This is a genomic window from Gordonia sp. NPDC003950, assembly GCF_053605205.1.
Window position 1 is genome coordinate 209,894 of the sequence record NZ_JBSGIT010000002.1, and the last position, 24,584, is coordinate 234,477.

25 protein-coding genes are annotated in these 24,584 nt (G+C 66.4%); 10 read left to right on the forward strand and 15 right to left on the reverse strand.

Translation table 11 applies throughout. The features are described 5' to 3' along the window. Positions 1 to 48: 48 nt before the first annotated feature. Complete coding sequence (locus tag ACWETB_RS02670) at positions 49 to 780, reverse strand: enoyl-CoA hydratase (RefSeq protein ID WP_452209100.1); 732 nt, start codon at positions 778 to 780, stop codon at positions 49 to 51. Positions 781 to 820: 40 nt separating this feature from the next. Continuing rightward, positions 821 to 1,060, reverse strand: a complete 240-nt coding sequence (locus ACWETB_RS02675) for a hypothetical protein (RefSeq protein ID WP_452209102.1) — start codon at positions 1,058 to 1,060, stop codon at positions 821 to 823. Between the two features lie 229 nt (positions 1,061 to 1,289). Here ACWETB_RS02675 and ACWETB_RS02680 point away from each other — a divergent pair, with 229 nt between their 5' ends. From ACWETB_RS02680 to ACWETB_RS02700, 5 genes are all read left to right on the forward strand, one after another. Then, a complete protein-coding gene (locus ACWETB_RS02680; protein WP_452209104.1) occupies positions 1,290 to 2,441 on the forward strand; it encodes an NAD(P)-binding domain-containing protein in 1,152 nt (383 codons plus the stop codon). 61 nt (positions 2,442 to 2,502) lie between these two features. Further along, entirely contained in the window at positions 2,503 to 2,784 is a 282-nt protein-coding gene (locus ACWETB_RS02685) for a helix-turn-helix transcriptional regulator (protein WP_452209106.1), read from the forward strand. Between the two features lie 32 nt (positions 2,785 to 2,816). After that, the gene (locus tag ACWETB_RS02690; protein WP_452209108.1) at positions 2,817 to 3,479 is read left to right on the forward strand and encodes a hypothetical protein; all 663 of its coding nucleotides are present in this window, start codon (positions 2,817 to 2,819) and stop codon (positions 3,477 to 3,479) included. Then, entirely contained in the window at positions 3,476 to 4,372 is an 897-nt protein-coding gene (locus ACWETB_RS02695; RefSeq protein WP_452209110.1) for an ABC transporter ATP-binding protein, read from the forward strand. The genes ACWETB_RS02690 and ACWETB_RS02695 overlap by 4 nt, the downstream gene beginning before the upstream one ends. Continuing rightward, entirely contained in the window at positions 4,369 to 5,604 is a 1,236-nt protein-coding gene (locus ACWETB_RS02700) for an ABC transporter permease (RefSeq protein WP_452209112.1), read from the forward strand. Before ACWETB_RS02695 ends, ACWETB_RS02700 begins: the two co-directional genes overlap by 4 nt. Here ACWETB_RS02700 and ACWETB_RS02705 read toward each other — a convergent pair. Next, positions 5,570 to 7,036: an MFS transporter gene (locus tag ACWETB_RS02705; protein ID WP_452209114.1), complete on the reverse strand. Its 1,467-nt coding sequence runs from the start codon at positions 7,034 to 7,036 to the stop codon at positions 5,570 to 5,572. The two genes, ACWETB_RS02700 and ACWETB_RS02705, sit on opposite strands and share 35 nt — an antisense overlap. Positions 7,037 to 7,162: 126 nt before the next feature. Between ACWETB_RS02705 and ACWETB_RS02710 the strand changes: the two genes are divergently transcribed. Then, positions 7,163 to 8,215 carry an Lrp/AsnC family transcriptional regulator gene (locus ACWETB_RS02710; protein ID WP_452209116.1) on the forward strand — a complete coding sequence of 351 codons (1,053 nt, stop codon included), beginning with the start codon at positions 7,163 to 7,165 and terminating at the stop codon, positions 8,213 to 8,215. A gap of 6 nt (positions 8,216 to 8,221) precedes the next feature. Here ACWETB_RS02710 and ACWETB_RS02715 read toward each other — a convergent pair whose 3' ends face one another. From ACWETB_RS02715 to ACWETB_RS02730, 4 genes are all read right to left on the reverse strand, one after another. Beyond that, positions 8,222 to 9,520: a cryptochrome/photolyase family protein gene (locus ACWETB_RS02715; RefSeq protein WP_452209217.1), complete on the reverse strand. Its 1,299-nt coding sequence runs from the start codon at positions 9,518 to 9,520 to the stop codon at positions 8,222 to 8,224. A gap of 54 nt (positions 9,521 to 9,574) precedes the next feature. Further along, positions 9,575 to 9,943 (reverse strand): FKBP-type peptidyl-prolyl cis-trans isomerase, encoded by a 369-nt coding sequence (locus tag ACWETB_RS02720; RefSeq protein WP_348803151.1) that lies wholly within the window; start codon positions 9,941 to 9,943, stop codon positions 9,575 to 9,577. A 69-nt stretch (positions 9,944 to 10,012) separates the two neighbouring features. Continuing rightward, positions 10,013 to 11,335: a citrate synthase gene (locus ACWETB_RS02725; protein ID WP_348803153.1), complete on the reverse strand. Its 1,323-nt coding sequence runs from the start codon at positions 11,333 to 11,335 to the stop codon at positions 10,013 to 10,015. A gap of 69 nt (positions 11,336 to 11,404) precedes the next feature. Continuing rightward, positions 11,405 to 12,346, reverse strand: coding sequence for a carbohydrate kinase family protein (locus tag ACWETB_RS02730; RefSeq protein WP_452209119.1), 942 nt, complete (start codon positions 12,344 to 12,346; stop codon positions 11,405 to 11,407). A gap of 84 nt (positions 12,347 to 12,430) precedes the next feature. Between ACWETB_RS02730 and ACWETB_RS02735 the strand changes: the two genes are divergently transcribed. After that, entirely contained in the window at positions 12,431 to 13,090 is a 660-nt protein-coding gene (locus ACWETB_RS02735; RefSeq protein WP_452209121.1) for a 5-oxoprolinase subunit B family protein, read from the forward strand. Continuing rightward, positions 13,090 to 13,965, forward strand: coding sequence for a 5-oxoprolinase subunit C family protein (locus ACWETB_RS02740; RefSeq protein ID WP_452209123.1), 876 nt, complete (start codon positions 13,090 to 13,092; stop codon positions 13,963 to 13,965). The genes ACWETB_RS02735 and ACWETB_RS02740 overlap by 1 nt, the downstream gene beginning before the upstream one ends. A gap of 25 nt (positions 13,966 to 13,990) precedes the next feature. Here ACWETB_RS02740 and ACWETB_RS02745 read toward each other — a convergent pair whose 3' ends face one another. Next, positions 13,991 to 14,137, reverse strand: a complete 147-nt coding sequence (locus tag ACWETB_RS02745; protein ID WP_452209125.1) for a hypothetical protein — start codon at positions 14,135 to 14,137, stop codon at positions 13,991 to 13,993. Positions 14,138 to 14,312: 175 nt separating this feature from the next. Here ACWETB_RS02745 and ACWETB_RS02750 point away from each other — a divergent pair, with 175 nt between their 5' ends. Beyond that, positions 14,313 to 15,377 carry an oxygenase MpaB family protein gene (locus tag ACWETB_RS02750; RefSeq protein ID WP_452209127.1) on the forward strand — a complete coding sequence of 355 codons (1,065 nt, stop codon included), beginning with the start codon at positions 14,313 to 14,315 and terminating at the stop codon, positions 15,375 to 15,377. 1 nt (position 15,378) lies between these two features. Here the strand turns inward: ACWETB_RS02750 and ACWETB_RS02755 are convergent, their stop codons facing one another. The 3 genes from ACWETB_RS02755 to pdxH form a co-directional block, all read right to left on the reverse strand. After that, positions 15,379 to 16,464 (reverse strand): isopenicillin N synthase family dioxygenase, encoded by a 1,086-nt coding sequence (locus ACWETB_RS02755; protein ID WP_348803159.1) that lies wholly within the window; start codon positions 16,462 to 16,464, stop codon positions 15,379 to 15,381. A gap of 94 nt (positions 16,465 to 16,558) precedes the next feature. After that, entirely contained in the window at positions 16,559 to 17,827 is a 1,269-nt protein-coding gene (locus ACWETB_RS02760) for an MFS transporter (RefSeq protein ID WP_452209129.1), read from the reverse strand. Between the two features lie 110 nt (positions 17,828 to 17,937). After that, complete coding sequence (gene pdxH, locus ACWETB_RS02765; RefSeq protein WP_452209219.1) at positions 17,938 to 18,633, reverse strand: pyridoxamine 5'-phosphate oxidase; 696 nt, start codon at positions 18,631 to 18,633, stop codon at positions 17,938 to 17,940. Positions 18,634 to 19,047: 414 nt separating this feature from the next. On the opposite strand from pdxH, the gene ACWETB_RS02770 reads away from it, so the two are divergent. Further along, the gene (locus ACWETB_RS02770; protein ID WP_449741958.1) at positions 19,048 to 20,175 is read left to right on the forward strand and encodes a citrate synthase 2; all 1,128 of its coding nucleotides are present in this window, start codon (positions 19,048 to 19,050) and stop codon (positions 20,173 to 20,175) included. A gap of 30 nt (positions 20,176 to 20,205) precedes the next feature. On the opposite strand, the gene ACWETB_RS02775 is transcribed toward ACWETB_RS02770, so the two are convergent. The 4 genes from ACWETB_RS02775 to ACWETB_RS02790 form a co-directional block, all read right to left on the reverse strand. Further along, positions 20,206 to 21,300 carry a helix-turn-helix domain-containing protein gene (locus ACWETB_RS02775; RefSeq protein WP_452209132.1) on the reverse strand — a complete coding sequence of 365 codons (1,095 nt, stop codon included), beginning with the start codon at positions 21,298 to 21,300 and terminating at the stop codon, positions 20,206 to 20,208. Further along, positions 21,300 to 22,331 (reverse strand): helix-turn-helix domain-containing protein, encoded by a 1,032-nt coding sequence (locus ACWETB_RS02780; protein ID WP_449741960.1) that lies wholly within the window; start codon positions 22,329 to 22,331, stop codon positions 21,300 to 21,302. Before ACWETB_RS02780 ends, ACWETB_RS02775 begins: the two co-directional genes overlap by 1 nt. 4 nt (positions 22,332 to 22,335) lie before the next feature. Beyond that, positions 22,336 to 23,046: a hypothetical protein gene (locus tag ACWETB_RS02785; RefSeq protein WP_452209134.1), complete on the reverse strand. Its 711-nt coding sequence runs from the start codon at positions 23,044 to 23,046 to the stop codon at positions 22,336 to 22,338. A 127-nt stretch (positions 23,047 to 23,173) separates the two neighbouring features. Continuing rightward, positions 23,174 to 24,580 (reverse strand): glutamate decarboxylase, encoded by a 1,407-nt coding sequence (locus tag ACWETB_RS02790; protein ID WP_449741962.1) that lies wholly within the window; start codon positions 24,578 to 24,580, stop codon positions 23,174 to 23,176. Positions 24,581 to 24,584: the final 4 nt, after the last annotated feature.

Here is a 24,584-nt window from a genome sequence, read left to right on the forward strand (position 1 = left end):
CGTTACACGCGCCCGACGTGGGGAAACCCGAATACCTCTGTGTCCGAATTACTTTCCGGTGAAGACCGGCTTGCGCTTCTCGGATCGGGCCGCGCGTCCCTCGGCCATGTCGGCACTGTTCCAGGCCCGTAGCATCGCCTCGTGGCGTTCCGCGGGTGCGGCCGCACGCGCACCGTCTCCGTTGAGCACCAGCTTGTAGTGCTGCAGTGTCAGCGGCGCGAGTTCGGCGATTATCGCCGCCCAGTGCTGCGCGTCGGTGAGATCGCCGATGCGGTTGGCGAATCCGAGGGCGTGGGCGCGGTCGGCCGAGAGCGGATCGCAGCCGATCAGCATCCCACGGGCCTGGCCGGCACCGACCAGCGACACCAGTCGACGGATGGTCCACTCATCCACCGCCACACCGATTTTCGCCGCCGGAATACCGGCCATGGCGTCCGGCGCCATCACCCGCAGGTCGGCAGCCATCGCCAATTGCAGTCCCCCGCCGAGGGCGGGACCGTTGACCGCGGCGATGACCGGTACCGGCGTCGATTCGATCTTCTGTAGAGTGCCCACCAGATGATCGAGGAAGCCCGGGTCGTAGACCGGGCCCGAGAGGTCCGCACCGGCGGAGAACACGCTGCCACGACCGGTCAGCACGATGGCGCGGGCTCCGGAGTCCAACGCCGCCTCGAACGCCGAGGCGAGCGCGTCGAGGAGCTCGTCGTTGAGTGCGTTGCGCTTGTCGGGACGATCGAGCTCGATGGTGGTCACCGCACCGTCTGCACTGGTTGCAATCATGACCACAGAGCCTACCCAACCGAGACCCGACAGCCGCCTGCTACGACTGCCACCACACCGGCTTGTCCGAGAGATCGGCAAAGCCGTCGTAGCGGAACGCGACCCCCGTCGGTTCGACGCCCTTGTAGCCCGGATTACCGATGAAACCGATGCACGCATCCGGGTAGGTTTTCCCGACCACGAGCCGGCCGAGATCCGAGGACGCCTCATCGTCGATCGCGACATCGCACGTACTGTTCGACACCGCCGACGAATTGGCGAGACCACCGTCGTCACCCACCGGGTACAGATGCGGAACATCAACGTGATCGTCGCTCCCGATGCCGTGAGCGCACAATCCGCGGGTGGCCGCGGCAACGACACATCAGAGACATCTTCGATGCCATCGTCGAAGAGCCCGCATCCGGCGACGGCGAGAACTGCCATGATCACAGGTGTCGCGTACCAGCGGGGACGCGTTCTCAACACGCCCCGCATCCTGACAATGCCGACAGGCGCAGAATGACGTCGTGCCTGTGACAGACTCGGCCCCGGATACCGGCCGCAACCGCCTCGACGCTGACGTTGTCATCATCGGCGGCGGCCAGGCGGGGTTATCCGCCGCGTACTACTTGGAACGCTTCGGATTGTCGGGGCGATATGAGGTCCTCGACCATGCACCCGGCCCCGGCGGGGCGTGGCAGTTCCGCTGGCCGACGCTGACCCTGGCCGGCGCCAATCACGTCCACGACCTGCCCGGATACGGCCTGACCGAGGCACTCGGCGTCGACTGCGACGAGTATCCGGCGGCGACGGCGGTGCCGGAGTACTTCGGCCGCTACGAAGAGAAGTTCGACCTTTGCGTTCGACGTCCCGTCCACGTCCGCAGCGTCGAACGCGACGACGATGGATTCGTGTCCACGCTGGGCGACGGGCGCGTGGTTCATTCACGGGTGATCATCAACGCCACCGGTACCTGGGATCGGCCGTTCATCCCGTTCATTCCCGGGATCGCCGACTTCGCCGGCCGGCAACTGCACACTCACGACTACACCGGGCCGGACGAGTTCGCCGGCACCCGCGTCCTCGTCGTCGGTGCCGGGATCTCGGCCATCCAGTTGCTCATCGAGATCGCCCGCAATGCCCCTGGCGCACAGACGTTCTGGTGTTCACGCACCGAACCACGTTTCCGTCCGGGACCGTTCACCCCGGACGAGGGCCGACAGGCCGTCGCACGCGTCGAACGCCGGGTGCGCGCCGGACTGCCGCCCACCTCGGTGGTGTCGGTCACCGGGCTGTCGTCGACCCCGGCGATCGAGGCGGCGCGACGCGACGGCATCCTGGCGTGGCGTCCGATGTTCACCCGGATCACCGAGACGGGGGTGTGCTGGGACTGCGCGTCGGCCACCACTGCCTCACCCACCACGCCGACCGGTGAGCATCTCGACGTCGACGTCATCTTCTGGAACACCGGATTCCGCAGCGCCCTCGATCATCTGGCGCCCCTGCATCTACGGGCTCCGGGCGGCGGCATCACGATGACCGGACGCCTGGCCACCACGGTGGCCGCCGATCCGCGTATCCAGTTACTCGGATACGGACCGTCGGCGTCGACGATCGGCGCCAATCGGGCCGGACGCGAGGCCGCCCGCAACGTCGTCGAGTACCTCCGACGCGGCTGACTCGGCAACTTTCCGACATACAGGGTTGACAATCTGTTGTGTTTTCCCAACACTTGGTTCTATGAGTCCGGTCCGACGGGGTGAGAAACTCCCGATCTTCAACCGCATCGGCGTACTGCGCGCCGAGCGACGGATGTCCCGGGCTCAGCTGGCCGAACTGGTCGACATCAACGTCCAGACGGTCGGCGCATTGGAACGCGGCGATCACTATCCCAGCCTCGACCTGGCGTTTCGCATCTGCGACGTCTTCGATCTTCCGGTCGAGGCCGTGTTCAGCCGCACCGAGTTCGGCGCGATGTCGGCCGAACTCTACGCACGGCGGCCGGCCGACCCGACCCGCTGAACACGAGCTGCCACCGACCCCGGAGGTGCACGATGTACGACCCGAACTCGGCGATCCCCGAAGCGGCGAAGCCCGCGGCGTGGCGACGCTATGACGCGTGGCGCGGCCGGCGGCACCGTCGCTTCGCCGCCCGCACCGCCCACCAACTGCCCCGCTGGCGCAACCGGAAGAGCTATCGCCTGGTGGTGGCGGCCCAGGCGGCGGCGGTGGTCGTGATGATCGTCGGATCCGTCATCGCGTTCTTCACCTCGGACTGGTTCCTCATCCCGTTCTTCATCGGCGCGGCGACGACCCTGGCATGTCAGCGCATCCTGCGCATCATCACCGGGTCGATCGGCGACGCCCCGATCACCGCACTCGACGAGATCCAGCTGGCCCAACGCAATTCGGCCCGATCCATCGCCTTCATCGTCCTGTTCAGCCTGATGTTCATCCCGTACTTCGTCCTCATCGGCCTGTCCAATCTCAACAACGTCGATCCGCAGGCGATCTATGGCGTTGCGATACTGCTGATCTCGCTGATGCTGGCCGCCGCGGTCCTGCCGTCGATGCTGACCGCCTGGTGGATGGCCGACCCCGATCCCGAGGACTTCGCCGAACCACCTACAGCCGAGCCACCCACACCCAGTTCGTCCACGCCCAGTTCGTCCACGCAAGGTTCGTCCACCATCAACCAGGAGGGAGGGCTGCGATGACCGACTCATTGATCATCGATGGCCTGCACAAACGCTACGGCGACGTGATCGCGTTGCGCGACATGACCTTCACCGTCCGGCCCGGCGAGATCTTCGGATTCGTCGGCAGCAACGGTGCGGGAAAATCCACCACGATGCGCATCATCCTCGGTGTGCTCGCCGCCGATTCCGGAACCGTCACACTCGGTGACCGTCCGATCGACCTGGCGACCCGGCGCCGCATCGGCTACATGCCCGAGGAACGCGGCCTGTACCCGAAGATGAAGGTCGGCGAGCAGCTCCGATTCCTCGCCCGGCTGCACGGACTGACCGCGGCCGACGCCGCGGACTCCGCCCGACGTTGGACCGAACGTCTCGGTGTGGCAGCACGATTCGACGACAACGTGTCCGACCTGTCGCTCGGCAATCAGCAGCGCGTACAGCTCGCCGCCGCACTCATCGCCGATCCGGCGGTCCTGGTTCTCGACGAACCGTTCTCCGGTCTCGACCCGGTGGCCGTCGACGTGATGAGTGACGTCCTGAAAGAGAAAGCAGCCGAAGGCATCCCGGTGATCTTCTCTTCCCATCAGCTCGACCTGGTGCAACGACTGTGTGATCGGGTCGGCATCGTGGCGAGCGGCGAGATGCGTGCGCTGGGCACCGTCGACGATCTGCGTGCACGGGGTGGGATGACCCTCGAGGTCGCCGGACCCGGTATCGACACGCCCTGGGCGGACGGGATTCCGGGGGTGCTCGAGGCGACCTACGGACAGACCACGCTGTTGCGCGTCGATCCCGCGACGATCGACGACCAGGCCGTCCTGGCCGCCGCGTTGCGCACCGGACCCGTGCACCGATTCGCCACGTCCACACCGTCATTGACCGACATGTTCCGAGAGGTGGTATCGGCATGAACACCCCCACACCCACTCGTCCCACGCCCACGTCCGCAGACGCCGGTGCCGGTGCCGGTGCCATGACGTCGGTCTGGCTGATCGCCCAGCGAGAAATCTCCACCCGCGCCCGCACGAAGTCCTTCGTACTGAGCACGGTGGCCCTGATGCTCGTCATCGTCGTCGGGCTGATCGTCTGGAAGGCGTTCAGCGGCGGCGGCGAGGACAGCGAACGCATCGGCATGGTGGGCGCGGATCGCTCACTGTCGGTGACCGTCACCGAGATCGGCGAGGCCGTCGGCACCCCGATGTCGGTGGTGGCGCTCGATTCCGATGCGCAGGCGCGCGACCAGGTCGCGGCCGGCGATGTCGACGCCGCCGTCGTCGTCGGCCCGGACAACTCCTACACCCTGATCAGCAAAACCGGTCTGTCCGAAGACCTCTCGAGCGTGCTTCGGACCTCGATCGAGCAGGCCACCCTCGCCGACGGACTGGCGCAGCGCGGCGTCGATGCCGCGGATCTGCCACGCGCGGTGATCCAGACCGTCGACACCGAACCCCAGACACCCGACACCGCGCAACGCATCGTCGTGGCACTGGTCGGTTCGATGCTGCTCATCATGGCGATCATGTTGGGCGGCAACATGATCGCGGTCGGCGTCGTCGAGGAGAAGACCTCCCGTATCGTCGAATTGCTGCTGGCGACCGTCAAACCACTGCACCTGATGTGGGGCAAGATCCTGGGCATCGGGATCGTCGCACTGGGTCAGGTGGTCATCCTCGGTGCCACCGCACTCATCGCCGGGATCGCCACCGGCATGCTGACCATCGCCGGGACCGCGATCGGGATGTTCGGGGCCACACTGATCTGGTTCGTCCTCGGATTCCTGTTCTTCGCCACGCTGTACGCCGCGGCCGGCGCGCTGGTGTCGCGGCAGGAGGAACTCGGCTCCACCATCATGCCGCTCACGGTGCTGTCGCTGGCGGTGATGTACGCGGGGATCTTCGGCATCCAGGCTCTCGACTCCACCTTCATCAGTGTGCTCACCTGGATTCCGCCCTTCTCTGCGGTACTGATCCCGATCCGGATCGCCACCGGCGACACCGACACCGTCCAGATCGTCGTGTCGTTGCTGTTCATGGTGGCCGCGTGCGCGATCGCCACCTGGGGTGCGGCGCGCATCTATCAACGATCCATCCTGCGCACCGGCAGCCGGGTCACGTGGTCGGAGATGCTGTCGATGACCCGGTGACGGCCGCATCGGCACCCGCGGCGGCGGGTGCCGACGGCCCGTGGGGAACGAAATCTCTGCCCCGGATCAGGATGAGCGCACACACCCCACCGACGACGGCGACGGCCCCGCTGACAAGGAACAGCAGGTCGAGGCCACTGGCATATGCGGCGTGGATACCGCCCGCGGGGTTGTCGTGCAGGGACGAGGCGATCCGGGTACTGAAGATCGATCCGTAGACCGCGATACCGACGGCGATTCCGATCTGCCGGAAGGTCGTGTTGATACCCGAGGCCATTCCGGACTGGTGCACTCCCACCACGCCGACCGCCGTGGCGGCCAGCGGCGGATTCACCAGACCGCTGCCGATGCCGGCGACGATCAAGCCGGGGATCAGATGCGTCCACGAGGAGTCGGCGTCGAGGCCGGCCATCACGAACAGTCCCACCCCGACGATCAGCAATCCCGGACCGATCAGCCAGCGCACCGGGACGGCGTCGGAGGCACGACCGGCGATGGTTGCCACGACCATCGTGCACCCGGACATCACCAGCAGACGGAGTCCGGTCTGGAAAGCGGAGTAGCCCAACGAATTCTGCAGATACAACACGATGTAGAGCAGCATCGCGAACAGCGACCCGTTCATCGTGAACGCCGCGATGAGTCCCCCGGTGAAGGTGGGGGTACGCAGCAGCGAGAGATCGAACATCGGTTGGGCCACCCGCATTTCGACGACGACGAACGCCACCAACAGGAGCGCGGCCGCGATGAAGCAGCCGACAACGAAACCATCGGTCCACGACCGCTGCCCGGCTTCGGTGAGGCCGTAGATCAGGGCGACGAGCCCGGCGGTGAAGGTGAGCACGCCCGCCCGGTCGATGCGACGCGCATGCGGCGAACGTGACTCGTCGACCATGCGCAGGGTGATCAGCAGCGCGATGATCCCGATCGGCAGGTTCACCAGAAAGATGGCCCGCCAGGTGAGTCCGGTGGTGAGGACACCGCCGAGGATCGGGCCGAGTGCGGTCGACACCCCGGTGACCGCTCCCCACGCGCCGAACGCGACTCCGCGCTCCCGACCGTGGAAGGTCGCCGCGAGCAGGGCGAGCGAGGTGGAGAAGAGCATCGCACCGCCGATACCCTGCAGGGCCCGGGAGACGATCAGCATCGTCGGGTCCTGCGCCACGCCGCACAGCAGCGAACCCATCGTGAAGATCACCAGCCCGATCGAGAAGATCCGGCGTCGGCCGAACTTGTCCGAGATCGACCCGGACGTGAGCAGCAGCGATGCGAGCGCCAGCGCGTAGGCGTCGGTGACCCACTGCAGTTGACTGAAGCTTGCGCCGAGGGCGCGCTGGATGTCGGGAAGCGCGACGACGACGATGGTCACGTCGAGCAGCAACATGAATGTCGCGGCACAGACGACGACCAGCGTCCACCATTTTCTCTGCATGAAATGCACCTTTCGCGTCGATTGCCCGTTCCTGACGTCAAAAGCCATGCGGGCCTGCTGAATTCAGTGTCCTGCAGGAGTTCACTCACGGTCACGGCGTGAGGTTCGCGGTGTAGATTATTGATCATGACCTCTCGCGTGGCGCTGAATTCCTCCACTCTGGACGAAGTCGACGCGAAAATCGCTCGTTCGTTACAGATCTCTCCGCGGGTCTCGTTTCGCGAACTCGGGGAGATCCTCGGGGTGGCCGAGCAGACGGTGGCGCGACGGTATCGGCGGATGCGCCGCGACGGATTGCTGCGCGTCACACTGAATGCCTCACTGGGCGGACATGGCGGTCCGGCGTGGCTGGTCCGCGTGCGATGCCGGCCCGAGGGCGCCGACACCATCGCGCATGCCGTCGCCGAACGGGACGACGTGTCCTGGGTATCGATCTACGGCGCCGGCTGGGAGGTCGCATTCAACCTGCGGACCGACCCCGACGCGCACGCCCACGAACTGCTGACCCGAACACTGCCCCAGACCGCGCCGGTGCTCGACGTGATGTCGGCCGAGATCCTGCACACCTTCATCGGCGGCGCGGGTGAGCATCAGGACACGTGGAGCGACGTCCTCACCGCGGAGCAGAGCGAGGCCCTGCTGACAACGTCGATCCGGACCGGCGGCTCGGCCGTGTCACCGCCGATACCGGATCGCACCGATCGCATCCTGATCGACGAACTCAGCCGCGACGGCCGGACGCCGTATTCCTCGTTGGCCCGGACGATCGGCAGCACCCACGGAAAGGTCACCCGCCGCGTCGAGCACCTCATCGCCACGGGCGTCGCCTACTTCCACGTGGATCTGGCGACGGCGGCCATCGGGCTACGCACCACCGCGCTGTGGCTGACCGTGGCGCCCCGCGATCTGGCCGCCGTCGGCAAGACCCTGGGCAACAATCCCCGCATCCCCTTCGCGGCAGCGGTCACCGGACGGGCGAACCTGACCGCCAACATCATCGGATCAGGTGCCGACGATCTCTATTCCTTTGTCACCGAGACACTTTCGACCATAGACGGCATCACCGGGTACGAACTGGTGCCGTTGCTGCGCAGAGTGAAGCACGCCGGGGCGCTGGTCAGCGGAGACCGCCTCGCGCCGCCGGCGGCATCGGCGAAACGTCGCCAACCTCACCGTTGACAGCGCTCAGATCTCGCCGTAGCGTCGCAGCGCCTCCTCGCGTTCGGCCTTGTGGTCGACGATCGGGTCGGGGTAGTCGTCGGTGCCGAACTCGGGCACCCAGGCCGCGACGTAGCGGCCGTCGGGATCGAACTTCTTGGCCTGCGCCTCCGGGTTGAACACCCGAAAGTACGGGGCCGCATCGGTTCCCGTGCCCGCGGCCCACTGCCAGCCATGCTGATTCGACGCCATGTCACCGTCGAGGAGCTGATCGAGGAACCATCGCGCACCCCACCACCACGGCAGGTGCAGGTCTTTCACCAGGAACGACGCGGCGACCATCCGGACCCGGTTGTGCATGAACCCGGTCTGCGCCAGCTGACGCATCCCCGCGTCGACGATCGGGAAGCCGGTCTCGCCCTTCGTCCACGCCTCGAATCGACGCTCCGCATCCGCATCGGTGTCCAGGTCGATGTCGTCGAACTGCCGATTCCAGTTGTGCCACGCCGAATCCGGCCATCCAAACAGCACATCGGCATAGAAGTCACGAAAAGCCAACTCGCGCAGGTACGCCCGGGCACCGGTACTGCGGCCGTCCAGGTCGGCCGCCAGGGTTCGGGGATGGATGTTGCCGAACTTGAGGTAGGCCGACATCCGGCTCGTCACGTCGAGGTCGGGCCGGTCGCGGTCGGAGTCGTACCCCGCCAGGTCGTCGTCGACGAAGTCCCGCCACCGTTCTCGCGCCGCATCCTCTCCGGCAGCGAGATCTATCTCGGTGGGCGCTTGGGGGATTCGGATTCGTCCGGACTTGGTGATGTCGGCGGGATCGATGAGTCGCGCGACGTCCACCGACGTAGCGGCGGGTGTGCGCCACCCGTGATCGCGCCACTGCTTGAAGAACGGGGTGAAGACCTTGTAGGCCGACCCGTCGGACTTGGTGACCCGGCCCGGTGACACCAGGTACGGGGAGCCGAGGGGTTCGAACGGTACGCCGTCGCCGACATCGCCGAGGGCCTTCTCGACGGAGCGGTCGCGGCGCCGCCCGAACGGCGAAAAGTCCTCGCTCACATGCACAGACGAGGCACCGATGGTGTCGGCCAGTCGGGGGATCTGCTCGTCGGGCCGTCCGCGCACCACCAACAGCCGGCCGTCGAGTTTGTCATCGATCTCGCGGAGCGAGTCGTAGAGGAACGCCAATCGCCGTTGCCCGGACGAGCTTTCCAGCCGCGGATCGAGGACGAAACAGACGAGAACCCGCTCGGCACCGTCGAATGCGGCGCCGAGCGGGGGAAGGTCGTTCAGACGGAGATCTCGCCGAAGCCACAGAAGCGCCGACGGGGCCGTCTCCGACCCGTCGCGATTCCGCGTGTGCGTCGGGATCTATCCCACGCCCAGCAGGTCGATGACGAACACCAGGGTGCGCCCCGACAACCGGTGGCCCGCCCCGGCCGGTCCGTAGGCGAGGTTCGGGGGCACCGTCAGGCGACGACGACCGCCGACCGCCATCCCCGGAATCCCTTCCTGCCAGCCCGGAATGAGCCGTTCGAGCGGGAAGCGCGCCGACTGCCCGCGATCCCACGACGAGTCGAACTCCTCACCGGACTCGAAATCGACACCCACGTAGTGCACGTCGACGACGTCGCCGCGCCCCGCCTGCGCACCGTCTCCGACGATCAGATCGACAACCTCGAGTTCGGCCGGGGCCTCACCCTCGGGGAATTCGACTTCGGGCTTCTCGGCACTGGTCACGGGACTCTCCTTTGAGTCGTCGGTCTGGTGGGTGTCGGTCAGAGAGATCGTTGCGCGATCGGAGATCGTTCAGCGATCGGAGAGGCCGACGTAATCGCGTTCGGTGTAGCCGGTGTAGAGCTGACGCGGACGGCCGATCTTGCCGCTCGGGTCGGAGTTCATCTCACGCCAGTGCGCGATCCAGCCCGGCAGACGGCCGAGCGCGAACAGCACGGTGAACATGCGCGTCGGGAAGCCCATCGCCCGGTAGATGACGCCGGTGTAGAAGTCGACGTTCGGGTACAGCTTGCGCTCGATGAAGTAGTCGTCGGACAGCGCCACCTCTTCGAGGCCCTTGGCGATGTCGAGCAGATCGTCGTGCACACCGAGGTCGGTGAGGATCTGGTCGGCGGTCTTCTTCACGATCGCCGCACGCGGATCGTAGTTCTTGTAGACGCGGTGTCCGAAGCCCATCAGCTTCACGCCGGCTTCCTTGTTCTTGACCTTGGTCATGAACTCCTTGGTGTCGCCACCGGAGTTCTTGATGTCCTCGAGCATCTCGAGGACCGCCTGGTTGGCGCCACCGTGCAGCGGACCCCACAGCGCGTTGATGCCACCGGAGATCGAGGTGAACAGGTTGGCTTGCGACGATCCGACGAGGCGCACCGTCGAGGTGGAGCAGTTCTGCTCGTGATCGGCATGCAGGATGAACAGCATGTCGAGTGCCTTGGTGACCTCGGGATTGACCTCGTAGGGCTCGGCCGGGAAGCCGAAGGTCATCCGGAGGAAGTTCTCGACGAGGCTCAGCGAGTTGTCCGGGTACAGGAACGGCTGACCGGCCGACTTCTTGTACGCGTAGGCCGCGATCGTCGGCAGCTTGGCCAGCAGGCGGATCGTTGACAGTTCGACCTGCTCGGGGTCCTTCGGGTCCAGCGAGTCCTGGTAGTAGGCGCTCAATGCGTTGACGGCGCTGGAGAGCACCGGCATCGGGTGCGCGTTCCGCGGGAAGCCGTCGAAGAACCGCTTGAGATCCTCGTGCAGCAGGGTGTGCCGCTGGATCTTGGTGGTGAACTCCTCGAGCTGCGACGGGGTCGGCAGCTCACCGTAGATGAGCAGGTAGCTCACCTCGATGAAGGTGGACTTCTCGGCCAGCTGATCGATGGGGATGCCCCGGTAGCGCAGGATGCCCGCATCGCCGTCGATGTAGGTGATGGCCGACTTCGTCGACGCGGTGTTGACGAAACCACCGTCGAAGGTGGTCAGACCGGTCTCGGAGAGGAACTTGCCCAATGCCACCGAGTCACTGCCCTCGGTGGCTTTCAGGATCGGGAGCTCAAGTTGCCCACCGGGATAGGTGAATGTTGCCGAGTCCGATTCGCTTTGCTTATCGGCCGGGACTGTTTCAGCGGACACTCGTGGACCCCTTCGCTCAGATGCGAGATCTCTAGAACTCGTCCATTTCAGGACTCTCGGTAACCTAACCTAGTCGCTTCGCAGCTCGCTCGCCCACGGAGGGTCTGCCCCCTGCCTCGACACCGTGATTCCCGCCACCTCCACGGCGTACCGCGCGACGTCCTCCCACTGCTGCGGGGAGAGTTCGGCGACCGCCGTCGGCGCCAACGCACCCCACCGGTCGAGTTGATGCAATACCGCACCCATGATGCTGTCACCTGCACCGATGGTGTCGACGACGGCCACCGACGGAGCCGGGACGCGCGACTGCCCGGTGGCCGTGACGACGTCGATGCCGGCCGAACCCGCCGTCACGAACACCACGCTCACCCCCGCACGAAGCCAATCCTGCGGACCGGTGCCGTGCGGACCCTGCGCCAACCACCGCGCATCCTCGTCGGAGAGTTTGAGGATGTCGACGGCCTCGACCCACGACGCGAACCGCCGCCGATAGGCGTCCGGATCGTCGATGACCGCGGCACGGATGTTCGGATCGAGCACGACGAGGCGATCCTCGCCGTGGCTGCGCCGCATCACCTGCTCGTAGACCGACGCACCGGGCTCGAGGACCAGCGAGAGGGTGCCGAAGCAGACCGCCGACACCGTCGGCGCGAACGAGCCGGGGTCGGCGACGAGGCGGTCGGCGGTGCCGTCGATGTAGAAGGAGTAGTGCGCCGCCCCGTCGGTGCCGATCGTGGCCAGCGCCAGCGACGTCGGCTCGGCGCGACGCTGCACGAGGGTGGTGCCGACACCGCTGCGTCCCAACGCCGAGACGATCGCCTCGCCGTAGTCGTCGGTGGACACCGCCGAGCAGAACGACACCGCGCTCCCGAGGCGGCCGAGCGTGACGGCGACGTTGAACGGGCCGCCGCCGAGCGCGGGTTGCAGGGCGGGCAGCCGACCGCTCGGTGCCGGGGCGCCGGTGGCGACCACATCGACGAGCGCTTCGCCGCAGACGACGATCTCTCTCATCCAGCCACTCCCGCGTTCACCTCGCCCGCCAACCCGTTCACTGCAGGCCCAGTGTGCCATCCCGGGGTGCTAGATTCGGCTGACATGAACGAGTTGCCCGCGGGTCCCGATGCGGTGCTGCTCGACTTCTCCGCCGACGACGACCCCACCCTCGCGGTACGGCACGCCGAGAGCGTTCTCCGGCAAGCGCATTCGGCCGGAGCCCTGTCAACCCTCACCGAGATCGTGCCCAGTGCGACGACCGTCCTGGTGCAGTTCGAGGGGGGTTCCGGCGCGGATTCGCTGGGCATCGCCCGCGTACTACGGGGCGCGGGCCGCGATGAGGTGGGCTCCGGCGATCCGGTCGACGAGGTACGGATCGTGGTCCGCTATGACGGCGCCGACCTCGACGACGTGGCGCAACAGGTGGGCACGACGGTTGCCGGGGTGATCGCATTGCACACGCGCACCCGTTGGCGGGTGCAGTTCATGGGATTCGCCCCGGGTTTCGCCTATCTGGTTCCCGACGACGATGCCGACAATCCCCTCACCCGGGTGCGCCGCCGCAGCGAGCCACGCACCCGGGTCCCCTCCGGGGCCGTCGCCGTCGCGGCCGGTTACAGCGCGGTGTATCCGCGGTCGAGTCCGGGCGGCTGGAACCTGCTGGGGCACACCGGTATCACCGTGTGGGACGAGAGCGCGACACCACCGTCGCTCCTCGCGCCGGGCACGCTGGTGCGGTTCGAGGCGGACGAGATCCGGTGATGAGCACACTCGAGGTCATCTCCCCCGGTCCGCTGGCCACGGTCCAGGATCTCGGACGCTCGGGGTACGCCCATCTCGGGGTCCCGGTGTCCGGTGCCGCCGACCGCGTGTCACTACGTCTGGCCAATCGCCTTGTGGGAAACCATGAGTCGGCCGCGGTAATCGAGACAACACTGGGCGGGTTGCGGATTCGAGCCGACCGGGAGACGATCATCGCGGTCACCGGCGCCGCCTCACGGGTCATGATCGATGATTCTCCCATCGGCCTCGGTGTCATGGCCACCGTGAAACCCGGTGCGGTACTGAGTATTTCTACACCGACCTGGGGATGCCGGAACTATCTCGCGGTGCGGGGCGGGATCGACGTACCGGCGGTCCTCGGGTCCCGGTCGACCGACACCTTGTCCGGGTTGGGCCCACCCGCCATCGTCGCCGGCGACACCCTGACCGTCGGGAACGCCGCGTCGGCGTGGCCGGCGGCCACCTTCGCGCCAGTCCGCACGGACCATCATCACCAGGTGGTGGAACTCGATGCGGTCACCGGGCCACGGCATGCGCATGTGGTGAGCCACGAGATTCTCTTCACCGGGGTGTGGGAGGCGAGCGCCGAGGCCGACCGCGTCGGGGTGCGATTGGTTCGGCCGGAGCCCAGTGCCGCACCGCTTCTGGAGCATCGGACCGAACTGCCGGAACTGCTGTCGGAAGGCGTTGCGCACGGCTCGATCCAGATCCCGCCCGGAGGACGGCCGGTGATCTTTCTCGCCGACCATCCCGTCACCGGCGGCTATCCCGTCGTCGCCGTGCTGACGGCGGCGGCGCTGTCGCAGGCAGCACAACTCGTAGCCGGAGACCTCCTGCGTTTCCGGGCGCGCTGATACCGCGGGCGTCAACGCCGACACCTCAGAAGGGTGGTGGTGCGCCGTCGTCGGGCACGACGGGGTATCGCTTCTTGCGTCGTTTCGGGCGTGGCGGGGTGAGTGGGTAGACACCGTCGGCGATGCGGGCGTGTTCCCCACGAATCCGCGCGCTCCATGGAATGCTGCTCACCGTCGCCCCCTCGTACAAGATGACCGTCGAAGCACTATTCGATCTCACCATCATTGCAAAGACGGACACCGACAAAGAATTCTGACGAGCACGACCACCCCAGAATCTGGGGATACCCGTAGGCGGTGCGCGCCGACATTGACACCCAAATGAGACGCTTCTAAACTTTCGTCTCATGACGCAGGTTTCGCCCGCCCCCGCCACCGACGCGAGTGACACCATCGCCTCGGCGGTCGCCGATACCACCTCCTCCGACACCGCACGCGACGAGTACGCCCCGCTGGGACCAGGATCCAAGACGTGGGAGACCTGGGGAACCTGGACGGGCATGTTCCAGGGACTGTGGGCGGGGTCGATGCAGAACATGCATCCGAAACTCGGCCAGGCCGTCTGGGATCACTCGGATTTCTTCGGCGAACGCTGGGAACGCCTGATGCGCTCGTTGTATCCGATCAGCGGTGTCATCTTCGATCCCGTTGCCACCGACGGCGCCGCAGAGACCGGCCACGAGGTCCGCGATTATCACCGCACGATCAAGGGCACCATGCCCGACGGTTCGCGCTACCACGCACTCGACCCGGACGTCTTCTACTGGGCGCATGCCACCTTCTGGTACGGCAATGTCCGTCTGTGTGAACGTTTCGGGCCGTGGCTGACCGAGGATGACAAGCGGCAACTGTTCGAGGAATCCAAGGCCTGGTACGCACAGTACGGCGTCTCGATGCGTCCGGTACCGGACACCTACGAGGACTTCCTCGAGTACTGGGACCACATGTGCCGCAATGTTCTTCGCGATCACGAGTCGGTCCGGACAGTCCTCGACATCTCCACGCTGCCCCCGCCGCCGTTCTTGTCGTTCATCCCGAAACGGCTCTGGCGCCGGCACATCGCGCCACGGAACGCGAAGGCCTTCCTCTGGCTGACCACCGGGTTCTACGACGAGCCGATCCGCGAGATGATGAATCTGCCGTGGACCGAACGCGACGAGAAGCTGTTCCGGCTGCTGGGCAAGGCGATCAACCTCGTCATGAACCGGCTCACCGCGAAACGGTATCTGCGCCACCCGCGTCCACGCGATGCGTGGGACCGTGTCAACGGCCGCGTCCCGAAGGACGCACCACTCGTGCAGACCCCGGCGCGCAATCTCCCCTCAGAATCCCAGCGCGACAACCCGATTCACTACTGCCCGGTGCACGCCGCACGTCGGGCAACGTACCCCGGTATGGTCACCGGCGACTGACCTACTGTTGCCCGCGTCCGCGCACCATCGCCTGTCGCACTCGGGCGGCGTCACGTTGCGCATACGGATTGGATTGTCCGGCACGAGATCCGGCAAGTTTGGCGCCGATGTGCTCGCCGACGGTGATCGGTGAGTATCGACTGCCGGCGCCGACGCAACTCGGCAGGGTGGAGATGGTGGCGTCGATGTTGCCGTCGTGGAAGTACGCGGCCGACCGTCGCCGTTCGATGGTGCCGTCGACGATCGGCGGCTTCACCCGATGCAGCGTGGACATCCACCGCTCATTGGTCCACCGCGCCATGAGATCGCCGAGGTTGATCAGGAGCGCACCGTCGGCCGGGGCCACGTCGTGCCAGTTTCCGTGGTGATCAAGGACCTGCAGCCCCTTGACCTGATCGGCCCACAGCACGGTGACGATCCCGTAGTCGGTGTGCTCCCCCATGCCGGTGAGTTCTCCGTCGATGTCCACCTCGCCGGGTGGCAGTGCGTAGTTGTTCATCCGCAGCACGTCGAGTGAGTGGTCGGTATAGGCGTCGAAGAACTCCGGCGGCAGGTCCAGGGCATCGGCGAAGATGCGCGTCAGGGTGCGCGCGACCCGTCGCGCCTCCGCGAAGTACGCGGACACCGCCGCCTGAAAGTGATCGACCGACGGCCAGGTGTTGTCGGCGTAGTGATCATCGGGCAGTGCGAGGGCGGGATACTCGCGGGCCTCCACCCCGACGTTGAACGCCTCGAAGAAGTCGTTCATCCGTCCCGCGGACTCCACTCCGAGGCTCAACGACAGTGACTCCGACTTGGGCGGGGCATAGCCACGGTTGATCTCCGGCGGCGTCCGATAGGCCTTCTTCTCCTCGAGCGGCAGCGCGAAGAAATCGTCCATCACCGCGGTGAACTCGTCGAGTACCACCGCCGGGACCTGGTGGCCGACGATCTGCATGAAACCCACCGAACTGGCCGCGTCGTCGATCTGCGCGGCCACCACCGCACGATCGGCCGGATCACCATTGGCCGTGTACGCCGTGATGTCGATGACGGGCACATGGAAGGAATCCACCGAGGACTCGACGGTCGCAGTCATGGCTCCCATGGTCGCACCGAACCGAGAGCCTCGCTGAGCGCCGTGAACGGTGTGTTGAGCGCTGTCAACGCGTGAGAGAGCGCTGTCAACGCCGCAGCACGCCTCAGGCGTGCTGGCCGACGCGATAGCGGACGAAGGACGGGATCGCGATCGCGGCGATCAGCGTCGCGATGATCACGCCGACGCCGCCGAGCGCGGTCGTCAATGCGACACCCGCGGTGGCCGCGGCCGCACCGTGCAGCACGTCGGCGATCCGGGGACCGCCGGCGACGACGACGATGAAGACACCCTGCAGCCGGCCGCGGACCTCGTCGTTGGCGGCGGCGAGCAGGATCGATTGACGGAAGGCGGCCGAGGCCATGTCGGCGGCACCGCCGATCATCAGCAGCACCAGCACGATCGGCAGCATCGGCAGCGCCGCACCGCCCGCGAAGCCGACCGCCACGCCGGCCACCGCAATCGCCGCACCCCAGATGAGGATGCAGACGATCACTGCGAGGCCTTGCCGCTGCACCCGACTCACCCACCCGGAGAAGACACCGCCGACCACGGCTCCCGCGGAGATCGCGATGAACAGCAATGCGAACGCCCATCCGCCGCCGGACGGTCCACCGAAGTTCTCGTGGGCCATCTGCGGGAACAGTGCGCGGGGCATACCGAAGACCATCGCGATCAGGTCGACGAGGAACGAGGCCATCAGCACGCGGTGTCCGGCCAGGTAGCGCAGGCCCTCGATGACCGACCGCAGGCCGGCGACCTTGGGCGCCAGGTCGCTCTCGGGCGGCAGTTTCGGCAGCCGGATCACCGCCCACAGGGTCGGGATCAGGAAGAGGGTGTCGAGCAGATAGAGGACCGGGTATCCGAGCACCGGGATCAACGCCCCGCCGACGAGTGGTCCGGCGATGGCACCGGCCTGCATCACCGTCATGTTCAGTGACAGTGCTGCGGGAAGCTGCCCGCTGGGCAGCAGACGCGGCAGCACCGCGGTGCGCGTGGGCTGATTGACCGCGAAGAAGCCCTGCTGAACAGCGAAGAGCACCAGGATGATCCACACGTTCTCGATGCCGAGGGCGGCCTGCAGCCAGAACAGCGCGGAGCACCCGATGAGACCCACCGTGGTGCACACCAGGATCAGACGACGGTCCAGGACGTCGGCGAGGGCACCACCCCACAGGCCGAAAACCACCAGCGGGACGAGCCCGAACACACCGGTCAGACCGACATACCAGGAACTACCCGTGATCTGGTAGATCTGCGCGGGCACCGCGACGATGGTGAGCTGAGCACCGATGACGGTGACGATGTTGGCCAGCCACAGCCGCCGGAAATACGGGTTCTGCAGCGACGTGGTGTCGGCGAGAAGGCTACGCACCGAGGTATTTTAGCCGGGCTCACGATCGGGTTCGGTCGCCGACGGCCGGTCGGCCGATATGCCGGAATCGGCGACCTCGGCATACAACTCACGAAGGTCGTGAGTTGTGGTCACGGCTGGAGTCGCGACGCCTCCCAGACCCCGTCGGTCAGGGTCAGCCGGACCCTGTTGTGCAGCCGATTCGCCCGGCCCTGCCAGAACTCCACGCTGACCGGTTCCACGCGATACCCACCCCACGCGGGCGGCACCGGCACCGGCACACTCCCGTCGACACCGCCGAACTCCGCGGCCACCTGCTCGGCGTGCGCCTCCAACTCATGGCGGCTGCCGATGGGCCGCGACTGCGCGGACGCCAGCGCCGACAGTTGCGAGCCCCGTGGCCGCATCCGCCAGTAGGCCTCGGTTTCGGCCGGCGACACCTTGACCACCGGACCACGGAAATGCACCTGACGTTCTAGTGCAATCCACGGAAAGGTCACCGACGCAAAGGGATTGGCCTCCAGGTCGCGACCCTTGTCGGAGTCGTAGCCGGTGAAGAAGACCACTCCTGCCGCGTCGGCACCCTTGCACAGCACTGTCCGGGTGGCGGGCCGGCCCTCGGCGTCGACGGTGCCCACGACCATCGCATTCGGCTCCGGAATCCGCGCGTCGACGGCCTCGGTGAGCCAGACGTGGAACAGATCCAGCCAGGGCGGGTCGCCGCGCAGCCAGCTCGGATCGAGATTCTCCCGGACGCCGTCGGCACCGGCGGCACGATCGCCGTCGCCGACGTTGGGCGGGATTCCGCCGCCGTAGCCCACACGCATGTTGGGCAGATCGATCGGCGCCCGACCGCCCCCGATACCCCCCGCCGGAACACTCGCCGTCGGAAAACCTTCCGCCGGAAAACCCCCTTCCACCGGAAAACCCTCAGCCGAAAAACCGTCAGCGTCGCTCACGCGGAGAACGCTACTCCAGGATCACGGCGACGATACGCCGAGTTCCTGGTCTGTGACCACCGCCGGGTCCAGCGGACGCCCGGGACGAGTTCGTCACTGGATGAGCGGCGGTCGGTAACCCCCGCCGCTCCCCGGTATGCCACAGCCGATGGGCTGTCCTACAGTGCTGAATGACCGACGGCTTGAACGACCGGCTTGAACGACCGACGGCTTGACGAACGATGCCCCAGCCCGGCATCGCACGATTCGGCACAGCGACAGTGCCAGAAAGGTGCGCGCAGCATGGCCAACACCGTTCCGGATGACTTCGTCCCCGGCCTCGAGGGCGTGGTGGCCTTCACCACCGAGATCGCCGAACCCGACAAGAACGGCGGCAACCTGCGGTACCGCGGCGTCGACATCGAGGACCTGGTGGAGAACAAGGTCACCTTCGCCGACGTGTGGGCATTGCTCGTCGACGGACAGTTCGGCGACGGACTGCCGCCCGCCGAACCGTTCCCGCTGCCGATCCACACCGGCGACGTCCGGGTGGACGTGCAGGCGGCCCTGGCGATGCTCGCCCCGATCTGGGGTTACCGCCCACTGCTCGACATCGACGACGCCACCGCCCGCGCGAATCTCGCCCGCGCCTCGGTGATGGCGCTGTCCTATGTGGCGCAGTCGGCCCGGGGTATCCACCAGCCCGCGGTGTCCCAGCGTGTCATCGACGAATGTGACACCGTGACAGCACGTTTCATGACGCGGTGGAAGGGCGATCCGGATCCGAAACACATCGCGGCCATCGACGCCTATTGGGTCGGTGCGGCCGAGCACGGCCTGAATGCGTCGACATTCACCGCCCGCGTCATCGCGTCCACCGGTGCGGATGTCGCCGCGGCCCTGTCCGGTGCCATCGGCGCGATGTCGGGTCCGTTGCACGGCGGCGCTCCGGCGCGCGTCCTCCCGATGATCGAGGAGGTGGAGCGGACCGGGGATGCGCGGGCATTGGTGAAGGGCATCCTCGATCGCAAGGAGAAGTTGATGGGATTCGGCCATCGGGTGTATCGGGCCGAGGACCCGCGGGCCCGTGTATTACGCCGCACCGCAGCCGATCTCGGAGTTCCACGATATGAGGTCGCCGCGGCTCTCGAGCAGGCCGCGCTCACCGAGTTGCGGGAACGGCGACCGGACCGGGCGATCGAGACCAACGTCGAGTTCTGGGCGGCGGTCATCCTCGACTACGCCGAGGTCCCCACCCACATGATGCCCGCCATGTTCACCTGCGGCCGCACCGCCGGATGGTGTGCCCACATCCTGGAACAGAAGCGACTCGGCAAGCTGGTGCGCCCCGCCGCGGTCTACACCGGTGCCGCGCCTCGACGGCCCGAGGACGTGGCAGGGTGGGGTGACCTGGTCAAGCCGGGATTGTGACCGCCGCACAACGCGATTCGTGCCGAACGCTCATTCACGCTCGAAGGGGTTGCGCGGCTCGTCGTGGGCGTCGAGTACCGGGCGGCCCGGGCGATCGATCCGCCGCATCGACGGGTTGTCGGCCGACACGTCCCCGGCGTTCTGCGCCGCATGGAAAGCGCTTGGCGTCACACCGAATTCGGCTCGGAACCGGTTGCGGAGCGTCGCCGCCGAGGTGAAGCCGCAGCGAACCACGACGTCGTCGATACTGATCGGCCCGGGCCCCGACAGGAGCCGCCGCGCTTCCTGCAGGCGACGGGCGGCGATCAACGCGGCGGGCGTCGCCTCGGCGCCGTCGAAATGGCGGTACAGCTGTCGGCGACTCATGTAGAGCTCGGCAGCGATCACATCCGAGGTGAACTCCGGGTCGGCGAAGTGCCGTTCGACGAGCTGACACGTCGCCTCCCGGACCAGGATGGCATCATCGGCAAGCGTGCGGCCGGAGCCGCCACACTCATCCAACATCGACCGGACCAGACCGATCACCGCCCACTCGGTGCGCGGGTCGACGGTCCGCGATCCGGTGGACGCGTCGATGGCGAAGCGACGGATGAACTGCGCGGTTGCACGGGTCAGCAGTTGATGCCGATCGGGTGGGACGAGCGGCTGACGAATGTGATCGAACGACGAGCCGATGGTCTGACTCGGGATGAGTAGGCCGGCCGGATCAACGCGCGCCCGCACGACGCAGTCAAACGGCGTCGACCCGCTCAGTGCGATCAACTGCCCCGGCATGAAGGTGGTCACCAAGCCATCGATCGTGAACTCCATGGGCCCCGTCGAGCACACCGCGAACACCAGTCGCCGATCAGCGGAGTCGCGGATCATCGCATCGGTTCGTGAGGTCACATCCGGGGTGAACGACGCCGAGAACGTGTCGAGCGCGCTCAACCTGCGGTAACGCATGACTGCGGACCACTGATCGGGGGGCTCCGCGGTCACCCGGAGGTCAGGCAGGAAGGCCGCCAGCCCCTGCCGCCCCCGCAATGTGAACCCCCGCCCACCGCTGCGCAGCGAAAGCCCTTTCTGGGCGGTCTTCTCGCCCTCCTGCCCGACACCGTCGACCCCGCCGAGGGGGCCGCTCATCACGAGGTCTGATCGGCGGAGGAGTGACCCGTCTTCGCTCGCCGATACTCGTCCGGGGTGACGCCGTAGGTGGTCCGAAACCTGTTGCGCAGCGTTGCCACCGAGGTGAACCCCGACGAGGCCGCAACGTTGGCCAGACCGAGCCCCTCGGTGCGTTCGAGGAGTTCACGGGCCCTGGCCAGCCGTCGTTCCACGATCAGATCCGACGGCGATTCGTCGGTGTCGGCGAAGTAGCGATACAGGTGACGACGACTCAGATGAAGGAGACTGGCCAGGGTCTCGGTGGAGAACGCGGGGTCGCGGTAATGCCGGTCGACGATCTCGCGAGCGCTCGCCAGCACCTGCTCGGTGCGGTCGACCTCGTCGCCGCCACTACAACTCTGATCGAGCATGGTGGAACGCACCAGGTCGACGGCGGCCATCTCGGCCTTGAGGTCGACGTCGGCGCCACGCACCGCCACATCAAAGGCGAAGGTCCGAAGGAATTGGGCCGTCGCACGAGCGAGAGGCGTCGCGGAGATGATCGGCATCTGCACGGTCGGACCACGATCCGGGTACAGCAACTCCACCGGAATCCAGACACCGACGATGTCGGCGACGTCCAGGCAGGTGTGGGCGTAGATGTCCTCGTTGTTCACCATGACCAGGCCCTGCGGGTCGTCATAGGTGTAGGTGTGACCCCCCTGCCGAACCACGCCGGTGCCCGGCAGGGTCTGGGTTCCCGCCATCACATACGGCGACGGGAAGTCCCGGTTGGTCGCGGCAGTGCGTGCGGTGGTTCGCGGAGTCGTCAGGATCACGAAGACCAGGATTTGCGAGAGTGGACGCCAGTAGGCGATCTCCTCGAAGTCGTCCGGATCTCCGATCGGCGTGATCTCCAGGGCCGGAATGTAATTGGCGAGTCCATCGCGTCCGGCCCGGTAGATGTGCCGGGTCGGGTTGTTCCCGAGCGGATCGAAGGCACCGATGCGGGACTGCCACGACCGGACGAAGTCGGCGGTCAGTCCGGGGTGGTCATCACCGGCAGACATGGTGTCACTTCCCACTCGATGAGGCGAGGCCCTGGGCCGGATTTCTACCGCGTCCGTCGCCAGAAGACCACTGCGGCAACACGATCAGGGATGCGACCAGGAAGCACACCGCGCCGATGAAGGTTCCCCAGTTGGCGAGCACGGCGTCGACGGTGGCGCCACCCGGGGTGATGTAGGCACCCACCGCCGACACACCGAAGGCCACGCAACCGATGAAGTTGATCTGCGAAGACCACCATCCGACATCGGACGGATTCCAGAAGGTGTTGACCCGGGTGTAGGCCACGATGGCGAACACTCCGCTGATGAGGAAGGCCACCGACCCGCCGGCGTCCGGGGACCACACAAGGTGCTTCTGGGAGGCGAGCGTATGTGCGGTGAGCGCGGCCGAGGTACTCACGTTGAACATCAGGGTTCCGAAGAATTGGGTGGATGCGGCCAACCATTCGGCCCGGACCATGGTGCCCGGCGCGTAGGAGACCGGAACCGTCACGGCACCGCTGAGCAACAGCTGGATGAGACCGGCGGTGGTGAAAAACCATGCGCCGATGAAGAAGCAGATGTTCGCGTTGGCCGCGCCCATCCACAGACCGATCCACGGCGCCGATCCGAGCGCGAACAGGCTGGACCCGATCATGAATCCTGAACACTGCTTGGTCAGTGTCGGCACCAGGACGGCTCGCCGCCAGCGGGCAATCTCCGTCGTCGTGGTCATGTCGCCCCGCACTCCTTCGTGTTGTTGCTTGCTCCGTTTCGGTGCCGGTCCCCCGGACATATGCCCGGGGAACCGGCGGGAACTCGGTGGTGGAGAACTCGGTGGAGGAGAACTCCGGATACCGAACTCAGTGGTGGAAGTGCGACCCGGTGCCCTCGCGCGGCAACGGCGATTCGAGCTTGTCGAGGAAGGCGACCTCGCCCTCCAGATCGCGCAGCAACGCGACGGCCAGATCGTGGCTGAGTCCTGCACGCACGACGATGCGCTGCAGGGTCCAGTCGGCCAGACCGTCGGCCATCGGATACGCCGGTACCAGCCAGCCCTTGAGCCGCAAGCGATCCGACAGGTCGTACAGATTCCACTTGTCGGTGTAGCCGTCCTTCAGCTTCCAGGCGAACACCGGGATCGTGTCGCCGTGGCTGACCAGATCGAACGGCCCGAGCTTGGCGATCTCCGACGACAGGAACGTCGCCACATCGATCGACCCCTGCTGGATCGCCCGGTATCCGTCACGTCCCAACCGCAGGAAGTTGTAGTACTGCAACAGCACCTGCGCGCCGGGGCGCGAGAAGTTCAACGCCAGGGTCGGCATGTTGCCGCCCAGGTAGCTGCAGTGGAACACCATGCTCTCCGGCAGCGCGTCGGTGTTGCGCCACACGATCCATCCCAGGCCGGGATAGACGAGGCCGTACTTGTGTCCGGAGGTGTTGATCGACACGACCCGATCGACCCGGAAATCCCATTCCAGGTCGGGCTGGCAGAACGGTGCCACCATCGCGCCCGACGCCCCGTCGACGTGGATCTTGACGTCGAGTCCGGTCTTCTCCTGAATCTCGTCGAGCTTCTCCGCGATCTGCTTGACCGGCTCGTACAGGCCGTTGAAGGTGACACCGAGGATGGCGACGACGCCAATCGTGTTCTCGTCCACGTACTTCTCGAGTTCGTGTCCGTCGAACACGAAATGATCCTCGGAGACGGGCACCCAGCGGGGTTCGACCTCGAAGTAGTTGAGGAACTTCTCCCAGCACACCTGGACGGCGGTGGAGAGGACCAGGTTCGGCTTGTCGATCGGCTTGCCCTCGGCCTTGCGGCGCGCCTGCCAATGCCGCTTGAGCGCAAGCCCACCCAGCATTGCCGCCTCCGACGACCCGATCGTCGACGTGCCGATGGAGTTGTCCACATCCGGCACATGCCAGAGGTCGGCGATGATCTTCCAGCACCGATCCTCGATGGCGGCGGTCTGGGGGTACTCGTCCTTGTCGATCATGTTCTTGTCGTAGGTTTCCGAGTACAGCTGACGCGCCTCGGGGTCCATCCACGTCGACACGAACGTCGCCAGATTCAGCCGGGCGTTGCCGTCGAGCATCGCCTCGTCATGAACGATCTGATACGCCGTCTCCGGCAGGCTCATTCCGTCCGGAATGGTGAACTTCGGGTACTCCGTCGACTCACCCGGACGAACGAACACCGGATTCAGGGTCAGGGATTCGGTCTCGTTGGTGGTGGTCCGCGCATTGGTGTGCTGTGCGGTCATTGCT